This window comes from Bacillus sp. FSL R5-0585 (assembly GCF_038004545.1).
GTDB classification, from domain to species: domain Bacteria; phylum Bacillota; class Bacilli; order Bacillales; family Bacillaceae_G; genus Bacillus_A; species Bacillus_A cereus.
This window is the reverse complement of the sequence record NZ_JBBORJ010000001.1, coordinates 5049940-5070554: the sequence shown is the minus strand read 5'-3', so window position 1 is coordinate 5070554 and position 20615 is coordinate 5049940. Positions and strand designations below refer to the sequence as shown.

Sequence of the window (20615 nt, the reverse complement as noted above, 5' to 3'; positions counted from 1 at the left end):
CTCCTCAACATTTCCTCAGGAGCGAAATGACTACCGACTCACTTTTTTCAAACAAAAATAAAAAGGGGATGAAAGCTATGTTCTATTGCATTAACTGCTCTGATATTCATCATGAAAAACATCCAAATGATAAAGTATTCAAAAACGGTTTTTATATTGATCCATTTTTAGGTGATCGTTATCACCTTGGTATGTGTAAAGATGCCCAAAACCATGAAACAGGGGAGCCTCTTTTAACGACAAAGAAATTAGGCACAACCCAATCTATTATGAACGTATTACCGACACATGTTGTCCCAACATAAAACATAAAAAAGAGCTGGGTGAGCCAGCTCTTTTTTATGCTTTATAAACGATCATTGCTGAAAAACAATAAATTTGGTTTTCATCGTCGTTAATAGAAACACCAACTTGATACTTAATATCTACAAAGTTGCTATCATCAATCTTTTTCAAAAACACATTCACAGCGTCTTCTAAGTCTTTTTCGTGACTTTCATCAAAAACTTTCACACGAATCATGTTAACACCATCCTAGATCGCAGCCCTCCGCCGCTTGATTATTGCCACGGTGCGTATCTATGATGCGATAAAACTTTCCATTTTCATATATATATCCGTCTTCTAACACATATTTTTTATCTTCAGTATAGACATAAAACTTACCTATCATAAATTTACTCGTATATAATTCCAAATAATTTGGTCTAAATTTAGCTACAACTTTATTTGTAATATCAATTTTTATTGTGCGCCCCACCTTCTCTCCCTCCTTTGCAAAGAACGGATTTAGGTATATTGTATTAGCGCTTTTACATTTTATGCTTAAAAATAAGTGGATATGCCTTCTTTCTTCACCTGTACTATTTTTCTAAAAAAATCACTATAAATAAAACCCGAAAAAAATACAAAAAAAGCAATTTACCTTATTGACTCGAATATAAATATTATGTTATTATATAAAATTTGACATTTTTACATACGTATGCTATCATTAAAAGTGGTTACCACATATGGAGGTGGATGATTTGTTTCAAATTGGTGATAAAATCGTTTATCCAATGCACGGTGCAGGAATCATCGAAGCAATTGAAGAGAAAGAAATATTAGGTACTTCACGTCAATATTGTGTGATACGCATCATTAGTAAAGATATGCAAGTAATGCTTCCGATGGATCAATTAAAAAAATCAGGTATTCGTTATATCGTTGATCGAGGTACGTTAGATGATATACTTCTTGAATTTCAAAACGGGGAGTCAGACACATCACTCTCATGGAAACAAAGATATACAATGAATATGGAAAAAATGAAAAACGGCAATTTACAAGATAGCGCAGAAGTTGTTCGGGATTTACTTCGCCGCAATAAAGAGAGAACTTTAAATGCGAGTGAAAAACAAATGCTAGATAACGCCCGAAAAATGATGATTAGTGAAGTTGCACTCGTACAAAATGTTTCTGAACATCAAGCAACAGAATTTCTTCAAGATACAATTAATCACTAAATTTAAAATAGCTGGCCGCTATTTTTTTTTGTAAAAAAAGGACGAAGAGTTTTATCTCTTCGTCCTTTTATATTACCCACGCCCAGCTTGAAACGATGGATATAACGTCATTCCACCATCTGCAAATAGCGTAATTCCCGTTACGTAACTCGCCTCTGATGAAGCGAGCCAAGTTGCTACTGCTGCGATTTCTTCAGGTTTTCCAATGTAGCCCATCGGTATCATACTTTCTACGTCAGCACGTTTTTTAGGATCAGCAAACTTTTCTGCATTGATCGGGGTATTAATTGCACCTGGTCCTATATTATTTACTCGAATACCTTTTGGCGCATACTCTAGCGCTAACGTTTCTGTCATCAGTTTAATACCACCCTTACTTGCTGCATAGTGCACAAATAGTGGCCACGGAATTTTCTCATGAACACTAGACATATTAATGACTGACCCTTTAATATCATGTTCTACAAAATATTTAATCGCTTCACGACTTCCTAAAAAAGCACCTGTTAAATTTGTATTAATTACCCTATTCCAATCTTCAAGCGGCATTTCATGCGACGGTACCGCGTTTTCTATCCCTGCATTATTAATCATAACGTCAAGCGTACCAAACTCTTTCACAGCAGATTGAATGAGATTCACAACATCCGATTCGACGGTTACATCACCTTTTACAGCAATCGCTTCGCCGCCTACCTTTTTAATTTCTTCTAACACATCATTCGCTTCTGACTCTCGTGAGCGATAATTAATAACCACTTTCGCTTTTTCCTTAGCAAACCTCACTCCCATCGCTCTTCCGAGACCAGTTGCTGATCCTGTAATAACGACAACTTTCCCTGCTAAATCACTATACATTTCCATACCTCCTCTAACTTTTGGCTATACCTAACATAATTCCGGCTGCGATAATAAAAACAATACCGACAACGATACCCGTTAATTGACGTTTCGTTTTCTTTTCACCTAATATAAGGATCCCACCAAGCGTGGAAATAATAATTCCCATTTGCGATAGCGAGAAACTTGTTGCGACTCCAACACGCGGCTGCGAAATGAATAAAAACATATTTCCAGCTGCCCAAATTAATCCTGGAATAATATTTCGGATTGCATATTTATTAAATGGATGATGTTTAAAGGTAAGCAAAATCCCACCTAACACCATACCAACTGCTTGTGGCAACAAAGCTGACCAACCATCTACGTTAAATAGTCTAATCACTACTACGTAAACTAAATAGCCGACTGTTGAAATTAATAAAATTACGATACCTCTTTTAAAGTTTGCTGCTTGCTCTGCATTCTTTTCTTCTTCACTTTGAAGCGATGTTAAAATAACACCGATAATAATACAAACGAGCGCTAAAATCCCAAGGACGACCGATATTGTCGTGGACCATTCATGAAATACGATAACGCCAAATAAAGTCGTCGCGACTAATTGAAGTCCTGTTGAAATTGGCATCGTCCTCGAAACACCCATTAAATCAATACTTTTCAATTGATTTGCCTGACCAAGCGCCCAAAATAAACCTGACACAACTCCAACTCCGATAACGGTAGGTGTTAATACTGGCTTCATAAAAATATAAACAACAATTGAGAAAATAAGTGCTCCAAACGTTGTTCCGAGCGTTTGACTATACGGTCCCCCGCCCAGTTTTACGTTAAATAGCACAATACTTCCCCAAAATATAGCTGGTAAAATCGCTAAAAATATATCCATCACTCATTACCTTTCTTTACTAAATGCATAGGTTATCACTCTAAGTCATTAGAGTGAGCTTTTATTTTTTCTTTTTCCCGTTCACAAACTTTTTCTGCAATAGCGTCAGAAACATTCTTTTCTCGCTCCACTTTCTTTATCTTTACGTGATCTAAATGGTCTTCCAAAGTAAGCGTAACTTTATCGTTCGGGGGATTATGCGCTCCTTGAAATGTAAGAAATTGTAGCTTCACTTCATACCTAGGAACAAATTCATCTTTCTTGCCGAGACGCTTTATATTTATGACTGAAGCACATTCATATTGATCTTCTGTCACTTGTCTAATAACTGAATAGTACCTATTTGATAATGCACTCTCTAAAAGCTGTTCTCTTGATTCTTTCGCGAAAGAATCACTTGGAGAAGAGAAAAAAGACGCACATAGCATTGTCATAACTACACATATTTTTTTCATAATTCCCTCCTTGTTCTATAGATTAGTGTTCTCAAAACTGCCATAAAAAAACGACTTTCCCTATATAGGAAAGTCGTTTTAATGAATCCAATATTAACCACCGCTCACTGGTGGGATTAGTGCAACAACATCACCAGATTGGACCTTGTCATCTTCATTTGCATATTCTTCATTAATCGCAACCATAATTGGCTCTGAAACTGGTACATTATATTCGTTCGCAACAACATCTTTTAACTGTGCAACCGTAATATTTTCTTTCTCTATTTGTAATTCACTTGTCCCTGCTTCTTCTTGCAAGTGCGCAAATAACAATACTCGAATCATACTTATAGCTCCTTCCCAGGCTCTCCCGCCGGATATGGTGTTTTTTCTAATTGATCACCAATCCATGAGTCACCATCTTCCCAAAACTCCTTTTTCCAAATCGGAACAATTTGTTTTATGCGTTCCATAATATATTCGTTCGCTTCATAAGCCGCTTTACGGTGTGGTGTTGAAACAGCAACAACAACCGCTATATCAGAAATTTGCAACGTACCGATGCGATGTGTAATCGCAACGTGTGTACCTGGCCAATTCTCTTTCACTTCTGATCCAATTTTTTCTAGCATCTTTTCTGCCATCGTTTTATAAGCGACATATTCTAAGTATAATGTACGACGCCCTTTCGTAAACTCTCTAACCGTTCCAATAAATGTTGTAACAGCACCGCATTCACGGCGAATTACTCTCTTCGCTACCTCTTCAATGGAGATTTCTGTATCAATTACTTCATAATACGTATTTGTCATTTCGCACTGCTACTAAAAATATAGACAAATGTATATTCTTAGAGTATTCCTGCTTCTACGTGCCCTGCCTCGCTAATCACTTGCTACTACAGTTTGCTGTGACACTCCACAGGCGTAAATTCCGATGTAGCCCACCGTACATATATACAATCTATTTACGTTAGTATTGTATATTTTTTTGCTTGTAAAAGGTTGATAGATGCATTTAAATCTCTATCCATTACATTTCCACAATCACATGTATATACTCGGTCAGACAGCTTTAAATCCGACTTTTTTTGACCGCAACATGAACATATTTTAGAAGATGGATAGAATCTGTCCACTTGCCGTAGTTCAATTCCATATTCCCTACATTTCGTTGATAACCATGTTTTAAAAGCATAAAAACATTGTTGCGCTACAGCTTTAGATAGATGTTTGTTCTTCATCATACCTTTCACATTCAAATCTTCTACTGTAATAAACGTTGGCTTGGTTTTCACCACATTTGTTACAATAGACTTTACATACTCTATTCGAATATTCGCTAATCGAGCATGCAGCTTTTGCACTCTAAGAACATTTTTATCTATATTCACTCTTTTATTAGTAACAGATTTTTCACCTCTCTTTTTTAGATTTTCAAATTTACGTGCTAAAGAGCGTTGTTCACGTTTTAACCGTTTTTCTATCTTTTTTACTTTTATTGTTTTGTTGATGTTCTCATGAATGATACCATCGCTACGTGTAGCAAAATCCTTCACTCCTAAATCAATCCCTAGACCTATTTTATTGAGTACTAACTTTGTTGCCATTTCTTCCAATTCGCAAAGTACAGATACAAAATATCTTCCTGCTCTTTGATATACTGTGCCACTTTTTACAGTTGCATTTTTAGGGATATACCCATATTCTTTTAACCTTGTCCAACCAATTGTGGGGATTTTTACTCTATGTCTTTCTACTGTCCAATCTGTTTTATTGTTTTTCGGAAAGTAGCACTTCACATCTTGCTTCTTCTTTTTCTTATATCTTGGAAACTTAGATAAACCTTTAAAAAATCGCTTAAAAGCTTTATCTCCATTCATAATCGCTTGTTTTACCGCTTTGCTCGACACTTCTTTAATCCACTGGTCACACTCTTTTGTATGAATATTGTTCAGCCATTTAGAAAAGTCATAGCCACTAAGAAATTTCCCCTCCGACTCATATGCCTCTTTATTTTTAGAGATATACAGGTTATATACATAGCGACACACCCCAATAGTTTGACGGATTTTACTAACTTGTTCAGTTGTCGGTTTGATTTCTATTAAATATGCTCTTTTCATAAGTCTTCATCCTCCGACATTTTCTTTTTGTATTTTCTCAACCCATATATTCTACAGCTAAATACATGAATGATAGATATTAAATCCTGAACAAGTTCTTCTTGAATACCCATATATTCCTTATACTGTTCTTCTGTATAGTATCTTCTTCCTTTTGGGTTTCGGTAAGCAGTTAAAGCACCTTGATTGTCCCACCTTTGTAATGTCTTAACAGAAACATTAAGCATTTCTGAAAATTCTTTCGGTTTATATTGTTTCATAAGTACTTTTTATTATATATGCCTACTTTTGTCTATGTTTTTGTTTACTGTTTCTTTCTCCTTACCGTTTGTACAAACCAGTCTATGTACAACTCTTCTTCTGTTATATGAAATACTTTATATTCTTCTCGTATATTTGCCGGAACATCATACCACGTAATAACCGCCACTATATTTTCTACTTTATGTAAAAGCTCAATGTCTTCCGCAGAACGAAGTAACACTACTTTCGAGTAATTCTCTTTTTTATAGCCTTCTATTAAAATTGTATCCACTTCAAAAAACTCATATAAGCGAATAATTTCTTGCAAGGACCATTTCTTTCTTAGTGAAGAAAGTGAAAGCAATCCAGCACCTTCTACACTACTTACGACAGCACCAGCTTTACGGTGTCTTTCGCTATCTTTTTGCGCTACTTCTGGAAAGCCTCCGTGCCCGTGATGTTTAATTGTAGCAACTTTCATTTTTCGTTCAGCTAATGCATGCACCACTTTCTCAACAAGTGTTGTTTTCCCGCTATTTTGATATCCTACTATTTGTAAGATTGAAGGGGCTTTGCCCATGGCCAATCACATCCCTCAGAGTGCTCTAACAATAATACGGATACTTTCATTCCGGTCTCAAATCCTCTCGTTCCTCCAGGTAACACGATAAAAGCATTCGCCTCTGCAAGTGAAGATACCGCACTCGATTTATCTAAACCAACTGGCATCGCTTGTAACGCCCCGTCCACAATTGTTACGTTCGCTCTTACGAAACGAGTAAATGGATTTGGCTTTGGAAAATCTTTTTGTAAAATAGCATCCGCTCTATATACGTGAGGTTCCTTCGCATACAAATACGTTTTTATAATTGGATGCACAAATAATTCAAAGCCTACATAACAAGCAGACGGATTTCCTGATAAACCAAAGAGTAACTTTCCATCAACTTCAGCTACTGTCGTTACACTTCCGGGCCTCATGGCTATCTTATTAAAGAGTACATTTGCCTGTAATCTTTCATAAATAGCTGGTAAGTAGTCATAATCTCCTACTGATACACCGCCTGTTGTAATTAAAATGTCGACCTCATCCATCGCTAATTGAACAGCTGTAAAACATGCATCTAACTCATCCGCGAGTTGACCATAATAACGAACTTTCCCGCCAGCTTTCATAATTTGAGCTGCGATCATATACGAGTTACTATTTCTAATTTTCCCCGGTTCTAATGGCTCATGTACTTCTAATAATTCACTTCCTGTCGTTACAATACCGACAACAGGCTGTTTTACAACTTTCACCGTGCTATATCCAAACGTTGCTAGTAAGGCCGCAACACCTGGATTAATTGCAACACCTTTCTTAACGAGAACTTGATTTTGTTTTATATCTTCTCCTTTAAACGACACATTGTCACCGTTATTAAAAGGACGTTTTAACTTCATATATGTTTTCCCGTTCTTCTCAAACCCTTCTGTCAGCTCTAGCATTACGACTGCATTGCAATCTTCTGGAATAGCTGCTCCTGTCATAATGCGAATTGCTTCAAAAGCTCCTACTTCCTCTAAAAAAACGGAACCCGCCCCGATTTCTCCTATTACTTCAAATTCAACTGGATTCTCTCGAGTTGCTTCTTTCGTATCTTCTGCTCGAATGGCGAAACCATCGTAAGGGGAACGATCAAAATGAGGAACGTCATGATCTGAGACAACATCTTCCCCGAGAATTCTCCCGTAACTTTCCGTAATAGAAATTTCTTCTACTTCACCATGCTTCGCATATTTCATTACCCGTTCTACTGCCTCAGCAACTTGAATTGGAATTCGTTTTTCTACCATCGTTTCTCACCTCATATTTGCAATTTTTTTTATCTCGATTAAACTTTATATATTCAATAGAAATTATTTCAAGGAGGAATTCCATGTCTTCATTTACACACTTTAATGACCAAGGACGCGCGAAGATGGTTGATATAAGTGACAAAAAAGCAACCGTTCGAACAGCAATTGCGTGCTCTAGCATTGTCGTTACGAAAGAAATTTACGATAAAATCTCTCACAATGAAATTGGGAAAGGTGACGTATTAGCAGTTGCGCAAATCGCAGGCATTATGGCTGCGAAACGAACTTCTGATATTATCCCAATGTGCCATCCTTTACTATTAAAAGGTGTTGACGTTTCTTTCGATTGGAAACAATCAGAAGAACAATATCGTTTACTCATTGAAGTAAAAGTTAAAACAGAAGGTAGCACCGGTGTTGAAATGGAAGCTTTAACAGCTGCTTCGGCTACCGCTCTTACTGTGTATGATATGTGTAAAGCTGTCGATAAAGGTATGATTATCGGCGAAACGTACTTACTTGAAAAAACAGGCGGAAAAAGTGGAGATTATACGAGAAATTCATAATCCTTTCTCCGTTGAACCTAAAGGATTCCCTTTAGGTTCAACCTATATATCTTGCATATAAACTTTTCGCTACATTTATATCATTCGTCCCATGAATGAAAGCTCTGCCATCTGTAAATAAAACAAAACGATATTCTTCTACCGGAAACGACAATAAATAAGGTGTCGCCTTTATCTCTACGCTTCTTTGTAAGCGCTTTTTAATTTCTTCCAAATTAAAATTCTTCCGCACACCTGGACGAATTTGCACTGTATTTCGCCCACATAACACTTCTGTTTTCGTTTGTGCTTCAAATGTTAAACTCGGATATGTACGTAACCTTCCGCAAGATAAACAAGTATCTTTTTTCTGCCTATTCACTTTAAATGCCATCTGTTGATTATTCCAAAGATCAAATGATAACATCGTTTCACGAAGCGCTCCGTAGTCTTCTACTAATATTTTCAGCGCTTCCGTAGTTTGATGCGCAACTACTAATTGTACTGCCGGTTGTATAATACCAGCTGTGTCACATGTTGCTCCGCTCGCCGGATGCTCCATTAAACAGCGAAAACACGGTGTTTTCCCTGGTAAAATTGTATACGTTACTCCGTAGCTTCCAACGCACCCACCATATATCCACGGAATATTATACTTTTGTGAAATATCATTAATGAGAAGACGCGTTTCAAAATTATCTGTCGCATCTAATATTAAATCTACACCATTCACTAATTCTTCCATTTCTTGCACCGTTACATCTGTCACAACCGGAGTTATTTCCACCTCAGAATTAATCGCTCTTAAATGCTCTGCTGCCGCTACCGCCTTCGGTTTATACTGCTTTGCATCTTCTTCTGTATATAGTTGTTGTCTTTGTAAATTACTCCATTCTACATAATCACGATCAGCAATCGTTACTTTTCCAACACCCGCTCTAACAATCGCTTCTGCATTTGCCGCACCGAGAGCACCAGCACCAATAATAAGCACATGCTTCTCTCTTATTTTTCTCTGCCCTTCTTCTCCAACACCAGAAAATAATATTTGTCTTGAATATCGCTCCTGCATGCGATAGCCCCCTTTCTTATCCTCCTATATAAGACATTTCGATTTTCGGACGATTTTTTGCACTTTCTTCTGTTCGTTCATCCGAATACCTATCTTTTCTATTCATCCATACATCTTGTATAACACTTAATAACTCCTCATCCGAAAGATTTCCTCTAAGAAGTTCTCTTACATCCAAACCCTCTGTCGCAAATAAGCACGTATAAAACTTTCCATCTGCCGAAATTCTCGCCCTCGTACAAGAGACACAAAATGACTCAGAAACAGATGTAATAAAACCAACTTCAACATTTGTTCCAACGTACCGATATCGCTTCGCAACTTCACCAAAGTAATGCGCTTCAGCTGGCTCAAGCGGATACACCTTATGAATCATCTCAATCAATTCTCGTTTTGTAACGACTTGATCAAAATTCCACCCATTTGTACTACCAACATCCATAAACTCAATAAACCGAAGCGTGATTCCTTGCTCTTTAAAATACGCAGCCATCGGTAGTACTTGATGATCGTTCATCCCTTTTTTCACAACCATATTTACCTTTACTTCCAGTCCCGCCTCTTTAGCTGCTATAATTCCCTTAATTACCGGTTTCGTATTAATATTTCGACCATTAATATTCTTAAATATGTCATCATCTATCGCATCTAAACTAACATTCACTCTATGTAATCCAGCTTCTTTTAATGCCTTCGCTTGTTTCGTTAAATGAATAGCATTTGTCGTTAACCCTATATCTATTAGCCCATCAATTTTCACAAGACGTGCAATAAGTTTTGTTAAATCTTTACGAAGCAGTGGCTCACCGCCAGTAAGTCTAATTTTCCGTACACCGATGCTAACAAATAATTTTGCCAAACGCTCAATTTCATCAAAAGTTAGTAAAAACTCATCTTTCAAAAAAGCATAATCTGGCCCAAATATTTCCGCCGGCATACAATATGTACATCTAAAATTGCAACGATCAATGACAGATATACGTAAATCTTGAAGTGGGCGTCCAAAAAAATCTTTAACCATCTCCTGCATCGCCACCCTCCCTTTCTGCCAAATTTCTTTCTTTTCATTCTATTATAATATATTTTCGAACTGCGATGTTTTTGCTCAAGGGAATAAAGTGAAACTTTAAATAATTAGAGGGTATCCACTCCCTCTGGTTAACGAGGTTTACTTCCAGATACAAGGATAAAAAAACCTTGAAACATAAAAGTTTCAAGGTTTTCTGCTTATTAACTTAATCTAATAATAGTTAGAGTAGCCCCTGGCGTTGCCGTAGATAATGTAGCCAATGCAACTAATCCGAATAATTGTAAGCTGACTGCAGCTCCAGCAGGCAAGTTAGCAATTATTGTTGCACTAAATGAACCAGTAGCCACTGCCGGGGAGTTTATCGTTCCCGCAAGCGGACTGCCATTTACAGTTATACGAGAACTTACAAGTAATCCTGCCGTTAAATTAATTGTATAGGCTATATAATAGTTTCCTGCATTCGCAACTGTAAATACAGTATTTCCACCACTAACGGTTATTCCTGGTCCAATATTTTGATTGTTTGGTAACGGAATATTCGTGCCACCTAACAAAACAGAAATAACACTTCCTGATGTATTATTCGCAAACGCATACGTTGCAGTTGTACTAACTCCGGTCACCCCGGTCGCTCCTGTGGCTCCGGTTGCTCCAGCTCCGGTTGGACCAGTTGGACCTTGGATTCCTTGTGAGCCGGTTGGACCTGTATCTCCAGTTGGACCTTGTGAACCCGTTGCTCCAGTTGCCCCCGCTGGACCTTGGATTCCTTGCGGGCCTTGAATTCCTTGTGGACCTGTCGATCCGGTTGATCCGGTTGCTCCGGTTGCTCCGGTTGCTCCCGTTGGGCCTTGTATCCCTTGAACTCCTTGGGGACCTTGTGCTCCCGTTGCCCCTGCGTCCCCTGTCGGACCTTGTGGGCCTTGCAATCCTTGCACACCTTGTGGACCGGTTGGACCTATCTCTCCTTGTACCCCTTGGATTCCAGTTGGGCCTTGTGGGCCTGTCGGACCTTGAATACCTTGAATACCTTGAATACCCTGTGGACCTTGTGCTCCAGTGGCTCCGGTTGCTCCTTGAATCCCTTGGGGACCTTGTAACCCTTGAATTCCTTGGGGACCAGTTGGACCTATGTCGCCTTGCGGGCCTTGGATTCCCTGTGGGCCTTGATCTCCTGTCGCACCAGTTACTCCTTGTATCCCTTGCGGACCTTGTATCCCTTGCGGACCAGTTGGACCAATATCTCCTTGCACACCTTGGATTCCTTGGGGACCTTGTAACCCTGTCACTCCGGTTGCTCCCGTTTCTCCTGTCGCTCCTGTCACTCCAGTTGAGCCTGTCGCCCCAGTATCTCCTGTTACTCCTGTCGCCCCGGTTGCTCCTGTCGGGCCAGGTGGTCCACCAGATGGACCTGTTACTCCCGCCGGACCTGATGGCCCCGTTGGGCCGGTCGGTCCTGCTGGTCCTCCAGATGGGCCTGTTACCCCTGTTGGACCGGTTACTCCTGTTGGACCTGTAGTGCCTTCCCCTGTCGCCCCAGTTGCTCCCGTATCTCCTGTTGCCCCCGTCGGACCTTGGATTCCTTGAATTCCCTGTGGACCTTGCACTCCTTGTGCGCCCGTCGCTCCTTGAATTCCTTGTACTCCTTGCACACCTTGGGGACCCATCGGACCTGTTGGACCAATCTCCCCTTGAGCACCTTGCACTCCTTGGGGACCCTCTGGACCCGTTGCTCCTATTTCCCCTTGTATCCCTTGAATTCCAGTTGCTCCTTGTACTCCAGTTGCTCCCGTTATCCCTTGCACACCTTGTATTCCCTGAATTCCTTGTGGACCTTGTGGGCCTGTTGCTCCTACCGACCCTTGAATACCTTGTATCCCCTGAGGACCCTCTGGACCCGTTGCTCCAACTGGCCCTGGCACACCTTGTATTCCTTGCGGGCCCTGAAGTCCCTCTGGGCCTTCTGGACCTGTTGGTCCTATATCACCCATCGGACCTTGTATCCCTTGAACTCCCTGTGGGCCTGTTGCTCCTGATGGCCCTGGTACTCCTTGTATTCCTTGTGGACCTTGATCTCCTGTTGCTCCTGTGGCCCCTTGAGGCCCTATAGCCCCCTGTATACCTTGTGGACCTTGATCCCCTGTTGCTCCCGTTGCCCCTTGAATACCTTGAACTCCTTGTATTCCTTGTTCACCAGTTACTCCCGTCGGACCAGGAATACCTTGAATACCCTGCGGACCTTCTGGACCTGTTGGACCAATTGGCCCTTGAATCCCTTGGATTCCTTGCAAGCCCTGTGCTCCCGTGCTTCCAGTCGCACCTGTACTTCCCGTTGCTCCTGTTATCCCTGTACTTCCTGTAGCTCCAGTATTCCCAGTTGCTCCAGTCGCACCTGTACTTCCACTCGGTCCACCGCCCGGACCTGTCGCACCAGTCGGCCCCGTCGGACCAGGAGGTCCTCCAGATGGTCCAGTTATCCCAGTTGGACCTGTTATTCCAGTCGGGCCTGTTATCCCCTGACCAGTTGCTCCGGTTGCACCTGTATTTCCACTCGGTCCTTGTGTTCCTTGTATCCCTTGTGCTCCTTGTATTCCTTGTGGACCAGTTACACCCGGTAACCCTTGGACGCCTTGAATCCCTTGAGGTCCCTCAGGTCCCGTCGCTCCAATTGGCCCCTGTAATCCCTGTATCCCTTGTATACCTTGTGCCCCAGTCGCTCCCGTTGGACCAATCGGACCTTGTAACCCTTGCACCCCTTGAGGTCCTGTCGCTCCAGTTTCTCCTTGTGGGCCTCTCAATCCTTGTGGGCCCTGCTGTCCTTCTGGTCCAGTTGCACCTATTGGCCCAACTGATCCTTGTATCCCTTGCACACCTTGAGGTCCTGTCGGGCCCATCTCCCCCATCGGACCTTGTAATCCTCTTGGTCCTTGAGGTCCTGTTGGGCCTTGTGGACCGGTTGGACCAGTAATCCCTATACCTGTAAACCCAGTTGGAACAGGGGGGAAAGTAGGCCCAATAAGTTCAGGTGGAATTCTAAAATTAGAGCTTAACGAATTTTGCTTCCGATTATTATCACGATTCTTCACACTTTCACCACCTACAAACCTTCTTTTTCATAATAAATAAACCTCTTCTTAATCTATTTACAAAAATAATTTCCAAGACTATTTTTATTTTAAATAATAAAAACTCCCTTAATTCCTTAAGGGAGTCCTGCAATTGAATCCATATTATCTGTATTAGGGACAGCTTGTGCTATACCCGATGCATTTACACTTTGCCCCATATTTGTTCCTGTTACAGTACCAGCAGGAGTGCCTCTCGTATACGTTGTCGTCACCGAATCACCCGGCTGTAAACAAAGCTTCGTCTCCGTCCCTATTACTGTAACAACATCAATCCAAGTGCACCCCATTGAACCACTATATGATTTCGAAGCAGTAAATGAAGTATCACTCAAATTATCACCGGTAAATATATTTCCAGTGTTATTCACAATAACAAATTCTTTTATATGAGCAGGCATAATTACACTCTACCTTTCCTCTATGAACCTAATGTACGTGTACTTGTTGCTAACGGCGGAAGAAACACTGATGTTCTAATGACTGCTTCTGGCTGTCTTTTCCCATTTAAAAAAATAGCCGCACTCGACCCTCCAGCACCTGCATATACTTTTGCTACAGCTAAAGGCGAGATATCATAACAGTCGCCGACATTAACAGCTCCTGTATTATTAATAATTTTTACTTTACGCAAATTAATCCCCATTTACCCCTCCTCCTTTTTATACTGTATGCAAAAGAAAAAAACTTGAAACAGACTCGTTTCAAGTTTTTAACTATTAACTATTTCGTCTCACCTTCATATTGAAGCATACCGCCAACCATATTCACTGTTTTAAATCCTTGCTCATTTAAATAATGACATACATTTTCACTGCGCATTCCTGAACGACAAATAAAGATATATTCATTCTCTTTATTAAAGAAATCTACTTTATGTGGGATATCGCCCATTTTAATATGTACAGCTTCTGGAATCTTTCCTGCCGCTACTTCTTCATCTTCTCTTACGTCTACTAAAAATAACGTTTCTCCATTTTCTAAACGCTCTTGTACCTCTTCTGTAGTAATTGTTTTAACTTCTGTCATATGTAGTTCCTCCTTATATACAATAAAACCTTTAGTTTCTTTTTCACAAACATTCTCTACCAATTTTAGCACGCAAAAGAAAGAACGCAAAGAATCGAAAAACTATTTCTCAATTTTCTCGCAAAACTTATTCTTTACAAACATAACTCTTGCATTGTATCCTCAATATACTTGTTTTATGAAAGGAGCCAATGAAAATGACACTTTCCCTTTTCATAATGGGCATCATTTTCTTAATCGCTGCAATTATTACTCTTAGTATGAAAAATACTAAAAAAATAAAATCACCACAAGAAATGTCATTCTTATTTCTATTGCTTAGTATCGCATTCTTCGGTATAGCAATTGCCACATATATTTTCCGTCTACAAATCATGTAAAAAAAGGTGCCTACTACAAACATTGCACCTTTTCCCCATCATTTGTCTTCTAAACAAAACTAGATACTTTCCGATTTAAAAATTCATAAACTTTCTTTTCAAATAAATGAATATCAAATGCTCCCGCCATATGCCCATTTATACTTTCTATCTCATACACTTCCGCATACTTCCCTTGTTTTTGCAAAATATCTACCATTTTATAGTTGTAACGAGACGGCTGAAGCAAATCTTGTTTACATGGAATCATAAGTACATTCGCTTCTATGTTAGAAAGAGATTCTTCTAATGAAGAAAACCCATATGCAATATCATGCAATAAAACTGCCTTTGCAGTATACATCCATGAATTTGCATCTACTAACTCCATACTTCTATATGTCGCTTTATTTATCTCTTTTTCAAATGATGTTAGTGTAGAAAACTTTTCATAAGGTTCTATCTCTATACTATTACGAGGAAATGCCATTTCATAAAAATGCTCATCAAACGCGTTCATAAACATCATTCTATTTGCTAAATGAAGCCCCTTTATCGGCTGCTGTTCTCCATATTTTCCCTCTTTCCAACTTGGATCTAGTTGAATAGCCTCAATTGCATTTTGCGCTACATTTACCGACGTAATAATTGGATTTTGCGGATTTGTAATAACCCCAATCATGCGCTCTACCATATGAGGATAATGAACGGCCCATTGTTGGGCAATCATCCCGCCAGCTGACGGTCCCATAACAGCATGTAGCCTTGCGATTCCCATATCTTTTATTAACTCATATTGCATACGAGCTACATCAAGAAATGTAAAAACCGGAAAGTCCATCGCATATTCCTCTCCAGTTTTCGGATTAATTGATTTCGGTCCCGTTGTAATTACATAAGGGTTCTTCACCTGCACATTACAAAGATTATCGGTGCATATAACAAAGTATTTATTTGTATCAATTGCTTTTCCTGGTCCAATTAAACCATCCCACCAGCCAGTCTCCTCATCATGCGCTGTATATTTTCCTGCCGCGTGACTCGTTGCACTAAAATAATGACAAATCAAAATTGCATTTGACCTTTCTCTATTTAAAGCACCATACGTCTCATACCCCATTTGAATAGGAATTGCTCTACCATTTTCAAATGTAAACTCCTTTAAAATAAACTTCTCCTTTTTTACAATTTGCACAGACTCACCCTCTTCTCGTCATAGTACGTACCTGCTTACTAAAGGATTTTTTCTATGCAAAACAATCTCCTCCTTCTTTTCATAAATAAATGAATAATATACAAAATTAGCCACACAATAGCACTATATTACACAATTAAAGAGGGCATACATATGATTTGGAATTGGCTACGTAAGAAAAAAAAATCAAGTACACCGGAAGCAAACGAAACAGATAACTCGGAGCAGCATTCTAACAATGAAGAGGATGATAACAAAGAACAGACTAGAAGTATGAAACATAATAAAGGTAAAAATAACGAGCAAAAAGATTCTTCTCAGGATAAGCAACAAAGTGCTAAACAAGAGGATTCTTCTCAGGATAAGCAACAAAGTGCTAAACAAGAGGATTCCTCTCAGGATAAGCAACAAAACTCTAAACAAGATGACTCTTCTCAGGATAAGCAACAAAACTCTAAACAAGATGACTCTTCTCAGGATAAGCAACAAAACTCTAAACAGGAGGATTCCTCTCAAGATAAGCAACAAAGTACTAAACAAGAGGATTCCTCTCAAGATAAACAACAAGGTGCTAAACAAGGTGATTCGTCTCAAGATAAACAACAAAACGCTAAGCAAGATGAACCTTCTCAAAGTAAGCAACAACACTCTAAAGGTAATAGTATTTATGACTTTACAAAACCAGAAAAAGATCGGATTCATTCTCTACAAAATTTAATAGAGAAACTCAAAAGGTCTAGTGATTTTGTTAATTATCATACATCTGACGATGAAACGATGCCTTATTGGATTTCTTACTATCGACCTTCGCTTGATGGTGAAAAATTACAAAAGTATTTAATGCCTACTCTATTAGAACGACCTAACGCTTCATTAGAAGAGCTGAAAGAACATATTCCGATGAGCGGCATTACGATTACGAACGATTTACAAAAAATTGAGGATATGGTTTTAAAGGGGCATGCGATTGTTCAAGTAAATCAACAAGATCAAAAGTGTATGCTCGCCAACATTGCAATTGATAATTATCGTGCACCAACTCCTCCTTTAAATGAATCGACTGTTATCGGTCCTCAAGAAGGTTTCGTGGAAGATATCGATACAAATATTAATTTAGTTCGGAAACGTCTTCCAGTTTTAGATTTACAAACAAAAGAAATGATTGTCGGTGAATTTTCCAAAACAAAAGTTGTCATGATGTATTTAGACAACCTCGCTGAAAAAGAGAATATAGATTTTCTCGACGAGTCATTACGCGCTCTTGAATATGATCAAATTAATGATAGTGCTTATATACAAGAACTAATGGGAGAAAAGTCAATTTTCCCTCTCTATATCAATACAGAACGTACTGATAGAGTTACAAAAGCACTCATTGATGGAAAAATAGCTATTTTTGTGGATGGTTCTCCCAGTGTCCTACTAACACCTGTATCCTATTTCGATTTTTTCATTTCCCCAGAAGACTATAACGTCTCCTGGATGTACGCTACATTTTCAAGGATTTTACGCCTTATCGCCGTTCTATTCTCGATATGCGCTACACCATTATACGTTGCAGTTTTAAATTATCATTATGAACTCATTCCGAGTGATTTGCTTGAAACTTTAATTTTATCAAGAGCGCAAGTACCATTCCCACCTTTAATCGAAGCACTATTTTTAGAACTTGCAATCGACTTACTGAGGGAAGCTGGCGCGAGGTTACCGATGAAAGTTGGTCAAACGCTCGGTATTGTAGGCGGTATCGTAATCGGGCAAGCATCTGTACAAGCTGGTTTAACAAGTAATATTTTATTAATTATCGTTGCCTTATCAGCACTCGCTTCCTTTATTACACCTATTTATAAAATGGGTAATGCGGTTCGATTACTACGCTTCCCATTTCTCATATTTGCAGAAATAGGAGGACTTTTCGGGATTTCTCTTGGATTTATCTTCTTATTTACGCATCTATTTAGGCTTACTTCTTTACGCAAGCCATACGCTTTGTTCTACCCAACAAGACAACAATCTGTTAAAGACTCTTGGATTCGTTTCCCTTTAACAATGATTGATACACGGGATGTACAAGCAAGGCCACAACATGTAAAAAAAGCAGCGAAAGGAATTTCAACAAAACATAGATCAGACTTTGATGATTAAGAAATGAGGTGCATTCGATGAGTAAAGTTCAAGAAAAATATCAAATATCTCCTATTTTCGTTTTCTTCTTAATTCACGGTGCACAGTTCGGTGCTGGCGTTCTCGGCTTCGCTCGAATCACCGCAAAGGCCGCTGGATACGACGGCTGGATCGGCGTTCTAATCACAGGACTCTGTATCCATCTCCTTATATGGATGATGTATTTTTTATTAAAAGAAACAAATGGAAATTTAATTGATTTACAACGACAAACGTTTGGAAAGTGGATAGGAAATATCTTTAATATCATCTTTGCAGCTTATTTTTTAATCGTCAGTATTTCGGTCATTCGAACGTATGTTGAAATTATTCAAGTATGGATGTTCCCAACTGCTTCCACGTGGATGTTAACACTCTTTTTATGCTTAGTTAGCTATTACATTGTCTCTTCTGGATTTCGTGTCATTACCGGTATTTGCGTCATCTCTGTTGGTGGTACATTGGGATATTTATTTTTAAGCTTATTCGTTTTGAAATATTCACATTGGGAGAATTTACTGCCTATATTCACACATTCTTTTTCAGACATTTTAAAATCCGCTCAAGTGTCAATCTACAGTATGACTGGTTTTGAGATTTACCTCATGGTGTATCCATTTGTGAAAAAGCCTATGCAATCTCATAAATACGCTCAGCTTGGAGCACTATTTTCAAATCTTCTATATTTATTTAGCACCCTTTTAGCCTTTGCATTTTTTAGTGAAAAACAATTGTTAAAAACGATATGGGCCCAACTTTCTATGACCCAAGTCATTCAATTACCGTTTATAGAAAGACTCGAATATATTGCAATTTCAGGCTATGCACTCGTTATTATTTCAAGTTTTATCCTCCCTTTATGGGCAGCAACGAGAGCAACACATGAAATATTCCGTGTAAAACAAAGAGGGATTTTAATCGCTTTTATGTTTATCACTCTCATTGTTTCACAACTTTTAACAAACAGACACGATATTAATAATTTTATTAGTAATGCATCAAAGGGGAGTTTTTGGCTTATTTATGTATACATCCCAATCCTATTTATTATTGTGTGGGTGAAAAGAAAATGGAAAAAATCAAAAGCAAATTAATGCTTATTTCTTGTATAGCACTTTTTAGTTTAACTGGATGTTTACAAAAAAATATTATCGATGACGTACACCTTATACAAGGAACTGTCTTTGATGTAGCAAAAGATAATAAAATAAAGGTAACATTTGTTTGTCCTATTCAGCAAAAAGGTAACAAAGTTCAAGTTTTTGAAGGGACAGCAAATGCGGTAAAACAAGTAAAAGCAGACACATCTTTAGAGTCTTCTCAACCATTTGCCAGCGGACAAATGCGTGTTTCTCTATTTACCCTCCGAATTGCTAAAAAAGGAATGGTTGCTTCCTTCGATACATTAATTCGTGATGTAAATATCGGAAATGCCTTATATGTTGCTTTACTCGACGGCAATGGTACTGAACTTTTAAAAGGAAAGTACACGACTTCATCTAACGTTGCAATTTATATAAAAAAAATGCTAGAACATAATATGGAGACCGGTCCTTTACCAACAGATAATCTGCATATAGGAGCATTCCGTTATTATCAAGAAGGGCAAGACTACTATATTCCAATTTTAAAGAAACATGGTGATAAAATAAAAATCACGGGAATTGGTCTTTTTAAAAAGGATAAATACGTTGGTAAAATCGCGGAAAAAAATATGTTTATATTCAAAGGACTTTTAGAAAAACATAAGTTAGATTCACATGAATTTAAAGCAGATCCTGGGTACGTAATGATTAATAATATTCGTTCTATTCCAACATACGATATAAAAATAAAAAATGGTAAGCCTTCCTTTTCCATTCATGTTAAACTTGAGGCTCGTATTCAAGAAGTATCGAAACAAATTAACTTAGAGAATGTTAAGAATACAAAAAAGATTGAGAAGGTCGTTCAAAAACAATTGGAGACACAAGGTCAGAAATTAATTAAGCAGTTTAAATCTTTAGATGTCGATCCTCTCGGGCTAGGAGCTAAATATAAGCAACATTATCGACCATTCAAATTAGAAGAGTGGAAACAAATGTACAAAGATGTTCCGGTTACTATAAAATACACCGTAGACATTACAAATTCTGGTGTAATTGAATGAGAAATGATTGAACTCCTCTCTCCAGCATGATACAACGGAGAGAGGAGTTTTTTATTATCAAATAGAG

General features: G+C 38.6%; 25 protein-coding genes. 7 read left to right on the top strand and 18 right to left on the bottom strand.

The genetic code is table 11. From position 1 onward, the window contains the following. Window positions 1-77: 77 nt before the first annotated feature. Window positions 78-305, top strand: a complete 228-nt coding sequence (locus MKY38_RS26185; protein ID WP_000498989.1) for a DUF3973 domain-containing protein — start codon at window positions 78-80, stop codon at window positions 303-305. A gap of 34 nt (window positions 306-339) precedes the next feature. Here MKY38_RS26185 and MKY38_RS26180 read toward each other — a convergent pair whose 3' ends face one another. Together MKY38_RS26180 and MKY38_RS26175 are read right to left on the bottom strand one after the other, a co-directional pair. Beyond that, a complete protein-coding gene (locus MKY38_RS26180; protein ID WP_000621751.1) occupies window positions 340-522 on the bottom strand; it encodes a sporulation protein Cse60 in 183 nt (60 codons plus the stop codon). Window position 523: 1 nt separating this feature from the next. Further along, window positions 524-760, bottom strand: coding sequence for a DUF2553 family protein (locus MKY38_RS26175; RefSeq protein ID WP_000533804.1), 237 nt, complete (start codon window positions 758-760; stop codon window positions 524-526). A 253-nt stretch (window positions 761-1013) separates the two neighbouring features. Here MKY38_RS26175 and MKY38_RS26170 point away from each other — a divergent pair, with 253 nt between their 5' ends. Beyond that, on the top strand, window positions 1014-1508 hold the full coding sequence (locus MKY38_RS26170; protein WP_000451445.1) for a CarD family transcriptional regulator: 495 nt from the start codon (window positions 1014-1016) through the stop codon (window positions 1506-1508). Window positions 1509-1580: 72 nt separating this feature from the next. On the opposite strand, the gene MKY38_RS26165 is transcribed toward MKY38_RS26170, so the two are convergent. The 9 genes from MKY38_RS26165 to MKY38_RS26125 all read right to left on the bottom strand — a co-directional run bounded on the left by MKY38_RS26165 (window position 1581) and on the right by MKY38_RS26125 (window position 7881). Then, entirely contained in the window at window positions 1581-2366 is a 786-nt protein-coding gene (locus tag MKY38_RS26165) for a glucose 1-dehydrogenase (protein ID WP_000286673.1), read from the bottom strand. A 13-nt stretch (window positions 2367-2379) separates the two neighbouring features. Then, window positions 2380-3237, bottom strand: a complete 858-nt coding sequence (glcU, locus tag MKY38_RS26160; RefSeq protein ID WP_000350861.1) for a glucose uptake protein GlcU — start codon at window positions 3235-3237, stop codon at window positions 2380-2382. A 35-nt stretch (window positions 3238-3272) separates the two neighbouring features. Continuing rightward, window positions 3273-3692, bottom strand: coding sequence for a DUF3888 domain-containing protein (locus MKY38_RS26155; protein WP_000717684.1), 420 nt, complete (start codon window positions 3690-3692; stop codon window positions 3273-3275). Window positions 3693-3785: 93 nt separating this feature from the next. Continuing rightward, entirely contained in the window at window positions 3786-4019 is a 234-nt protein-coding gene (moaD, locus tag MKY38_RS26150; RefSeq protein WP_000621777.1) for a molybdopterin converting factor subunit 1, read from the bottom strand. Window positions 4020-4021: 2 nt separating this feature from the next. Beyond that, entirely contained in the window at window positions 4022-4486 is a 465-nt protein-coding gene (gene moaE / locus MKY38_RS26145) for a molybdopterin synthase catalytic subunit MoaE (protein ID WP_065222709.1), read from the bottom strand. Between the two features lie 155 nt (window positions 4487-4641). After that, complete coding sequence (locus MKY38_RS26140; RefSeq protein ID WP_078438751.1) at window positions 4642-5799, bottom strand: RNA-guided endonuclease InsQ/TnpB family protein; 1158 nt, start codon at window positions 5797-5799, stop codon at window positions 4642-4644. Next, the gene (locus MKY38_RS26135; RefSeq protein ID WP_065222707.1) at window positions 5796-6059 is read right to left on the bottom strand and encodes a MerR family transcriptional regulator; all 264 of its coding nucleotides are present in this window, start codon (window positions 6057-6059) and stop codon (window positions 5796-5798) included. The genes MKY38_RS26140 and MKY38_RS26135 overlap by 4 nt, the downstream gene beginning before the upstream one ends. 44 nt (window positions 6060-6103) lie before the next feature. Further along, window positions 6104-6622 (bottom strand): molybdopterin-guanine dinucleotide biosynthesis protein B, encoded by a 519-nt coding sequence (mobB, locus tag MKY38_RS26130; protein WP_065222706.1) that lies wholly within the window; start codon window positions 6620-6622, stop codon window positions 6104-6106. Next, window positions 6592-7881, bottom strand: a complete 1290-nt coding sequence (locus MKY38_RS26125; RefSeq protein ID WP_078438752.1) for a molybdopterin molybdotransferase MoeA — start codon at window positions 7879-7881, stop codon at window positions 6592-6594. Before MKY38_RS26125 ends, mobB begins: the two co-directional genes overlap by 31 nt. An 83-nt stretch (window positions 7882-7964) precedes the next feature. On the opposite strand from MKY38_RS26125, the gene moaC reads away from it, so the two are divergent. Then, entirely contained in the window at window positions 7965-8450 is a 486-nt protein-coding gene (gene moaC / locus MKY38_RS26120; RefSeq protein WP_000094146.1) for a cyclic pyranopterin monophosphate synthase MoaC, read from the top strand. Window positions 8451-8487: 37 nt separating this feature from the next. Here moaC and MKY38_RS26115 read toward each other — a convergent pair whose 3' ends face one another. The 6 genes from MKY38_RS26115 to MKY38_RS26090 all read right to left on the bottom strand — a co-directional run bounded on the left by MKY38_RS26115 (window position 8488) and on the right by MKY38_RS26090 (window position 14682). After that, on the bottom strand, window positions 8488-9501 hold the full coding sequence (locus MKY38_RS26115; RefSeq protein ID WP_001158108.1) for a molybdopterin-synthase adenylyltransferase MoeB: 1014 nt from the start codon (window positions 9499-9501) through the stop codon (window positions 8488-8490). Window positions 9502-9517: 16 nt separating this feature from the next. Then, window positions 9518-10531 carry a GTP 3',8-cyclase MoaA gene (gene moaA, locus MKY38_RS26110; RefSeq protein ID WP_114556216.1) on the bottom strand — a complete coding sequence of 338 codons (1014 nt, stop codon included), beginning with the start codon at window positions 10529-10531 and terminating at the stop codon, window positions 9518-9520. 200 nt (window positions 10532-10731) lie between these two features. Further along, window positions 10732-13614, bottom strand: a complete 2883-nt coding sequence (locus tag MKY38_RS26105) for a BclA-related collagen-like exosporium protein (protein ID WP_341050189.1) — start codon at window positions 13612-13614, stop codon at window positions 10732-10734. 116 nt (window positions 13615-13730) lie between these two features. Further along, window positions 13731-14054: a hypothetical protein gene (locus MKY38_RS26100; RefSeq protein ID WP_001110852.1), complete on the bottom strand. Its 324-nt coding sequence runs from the start codon at window positions 14052-14054 to the stop codon at window positions 13731-13733. Window positions 14055-14074: 20 nt separating this feature from the next. Continuing rightward, on the bottom strand, window positions 14075-14299 hold the full coding sequence (locus tag MKY38_RS26095) for a spore germination protein (protein WP_000512463.1): 225 nt from the start codon (window positions 14297-14299) through the stop codon (window positions 14075-14077). Between the two features lie 77 nt (window positions 14300-14376). Continuing rightward, window positions 14377-14682, bottom strand: coding sequence for a rhodanese-like domain-containing protein (locus MKY38_RS26090; RefSeq protein ID WP_000141207.1), 306 nt, complete (start codon window positions 14680-14682; stop codon window positions 14377-14379). A gap of 197 nt (window positions 14683-14879) precedes the next feature. Between MKY38_RS26090 and MKY38_RS26085 the strand changes: the two genes are divergently transcribed. Then, window positions 14880-15062, top strand: coding sequence for a hypothetical protein (locus MKY38_RS26085; RefSeq protein ID WP_000175905.1), 183 nt, complete (start codon window positions 14880-14882; stop codon window positions 15060-15062). Between the two features lie 49 nt (window positions 15063-15111). On the opposite strand, the gene MKY38_RS26080 is transcribed toward MKY38_RS26085, so the two are convergent. After that, on the bottom strand, window positions 15112-16236 hold the full coding sequence (locus tag MKY38_RS26080) for an alpha/beta fold hydrolase (protein WP_070180584.1): 1125 nt from the start codon (window positions 16234-16236) through the stop codon (window positions 15112-15114). A 153-nt stretch (window positions 16237-16389) separates the two neighbouring features. On the opposite strand from MKY38_RS26080, the gene MKY38_RS26075 reads away from it, so the two are divergent. The 3 genes from MKY38_RS26075 to MKY38_RS26065 are packed head-to-tail and all read left to right on the top strand — an operon-like array spanning window position 16390 to window position 20548. Next, window positions 16390-18381, top strand: a complete 1992-nt coding sequence (locus MKY38_RS26075) for a spore germination protein (protein WP_078385058.1) — start codon at window positions 16390-16392, stop codon at window positions 18379-18381. Between the two features lie 17 nt (window positions 18382-18398). After that, window positions 18399-19493 carry a spore germination protein gene (locus MKY38_RS26070; protein ID WP_061113794.1) on the top strand — a complete coding sequence of 365 codons (1095 nt, stop codon included), beginning with the start codon at window positions 18399-18401 and terminating at the stop codon, window positions 19491-19493. Next, a complete protein-coding gene (locus MKY38_RS26065; protein WP_061113793.1) occupies window positions 19469-20548 on the top strand; it encodes a Ger(x)C family spore germination protein in 1080 nt (359 codons plus the stop codon). The genes MKY38_RS26070 and MKY38_RS26065 overlap by 25 nt, the downstream gene beginning before the upstream one ends. The last annotated feature ends 67 nt before the right edge of the window (window positions 20549-20615 follow it).

Excerpts from the sequence above, each read along its gene's own strand:
- MKY38_RS26180 (WP_000621751.1), bottom strand. The coding sequence starts at position 522 with ATGATTCGTGTGAAAGTTTTTGATGAAAGTCACGAAAAAGACTTAGAA.
- glcU (WP_000350861.1), bottom strand. The coding sequence starts at position 3,237 with ATGGATATATTTTTAGCGATTTTACCAGCTATATTTTGGGGAAGTATT.
- MKY38_RS26170 (WP_000451445.1), top strand. The coding sequence starts at position 1,014 with ATGGAGGTGGATGATTTGTTTCAAATTGGTGATAAAATCGTTTATCCA.
- moaD (WP_000621777.1), bottom strand. The coding sequence starts at position 4,019 with ATGATTCGAGTATTGTTATTTGCGCACTTGCAAGAAGAAGCAGGGACA.
- MKY38_RS26185 (WP_000498989.1), top strand. The coding sequence starts at position 78 with ATGTTCTATTGCATTAACTGCTCTGATATTCATCATGAAAAACATCCA.
- mobB (WP_065222706.1), bottom strand. The coding sequence starts at position 6,622 with ATGGGCAAAGCCCCTTCAATCTTACAAATAGTAGGATATCAAAATAGC.
- MKY38_RS26115 (WP_001158108.1), bottom strand. The coding sequence starts at position 9,501 with ATGCAGGAGCGATATTCAAGACAAATATTATTTTCTGGTGTTGGAGAA.
- MKY38_RS26075 (WP_078385058.1), top strand. The coding sequence starts at position 16,390 with ATGATTTGGAATTGGCTACGTAAGAAAAAAAAATCAAGTACACCGGAA.
- MKY38_RS26100 (WP_001110852.1), bottom strand. The coding sequence starts at position 14,054 with ATGCCTGCTCATATAAAAGAATTTGTTATTGTGAATAACACTGGAAAT.
- MKY38_RS26165 (WP_000286673.1), bottom strand. The coding sequence starts at position 2,366 with ATGTATAGTGATTTAGCAGGGAAAGTTGTCGTTATTACAGGATCAGCA.
- MKY38_RS26155 (WP_000717684.1), bottom strand. The coding sequence starts at position 3,692 with ATGAAAAAAATATGTGTAGTTATGACAATGCTATGTGCGTCTTTTTTC.
- MKY38_RS26070 (WP_061113794.1), top strand. The coding sequence starts at position 18,399 with ATGAGTAAAGTTCAAGAAAAATATCAAATATCTCCTATTTTCGTTTTC.
- MKY38_RS26090 (WP_000141207.1), bottom strand. The coding sequence starts at position 14,682 with ATGACAGAAGTTAAAACAATTACTACAGAAGAGGTACAAGAGCGTTTA.
- moaE (WP_065222709.1), bottom strand. The coding sequence starts at position 4,486 with ATGACAAATACGTATTATGAAGTAATTGATACAGAAATCTCCATTGAA.
- MKY38_RS26095 (WP_000512463.1), bottom strand. The coding sequence starts at position 14,299 with ATGGGGATTAATTTGCGTAAAGTAAAAATTATTAATAATACAGGAGCT.
- MKY38_RS26125 (WP_078438752.1), bottom strand. The coding sequence starts at position 7,881 with ATGGTAGAAAAACGAATTCCAATTCAAGTTGCTGAGGCAGTAGAACGG.
- MKY38_RS26065 (WP_061113793.1), top strand. The coding sequence starts at position 19,469 with ATGGAAAAAATCAAAAGCAAATTAATGCTTATTTCTTGTATAGCACTT.
- MKY38_RS26140 (WP_078438751.1), bottom strand. The coding sequence starts at position 5,799 with ATGAAAAGAGCATATTTAATAGAAATCAAACCGACAACTGAACAAGTT.
- MKY38_RS26135 (WP_065222707.1), bottom strand. The coding sequence starts at position 6,059 with ATGAAACAATATAAACCGAAAGAATTTTCAGAAATGCTTAATGTTTCT.
- moaC (WP_000094146.1), top strand. The coding sequence starts at position 7,965 with ATGTCTTCATTTACACACTTTAATGACCAAGGACGCGCGAAGATGGTT.
- MKY38_RS26085 (WP_000175905.1), top strand. The coding sequence starts at position 14,880 with ATGACACTTTCCCTTTTCATAATGGGCATCATTTTCTTAATCGCTGCA.
- moaA (WP_114556216.1), bottom strand. The coding sequence starts at position 10,531 with ATGCAGGAGATGGTTAAAGATTTTTTTGGACGCCCACTTCAAGATTTA.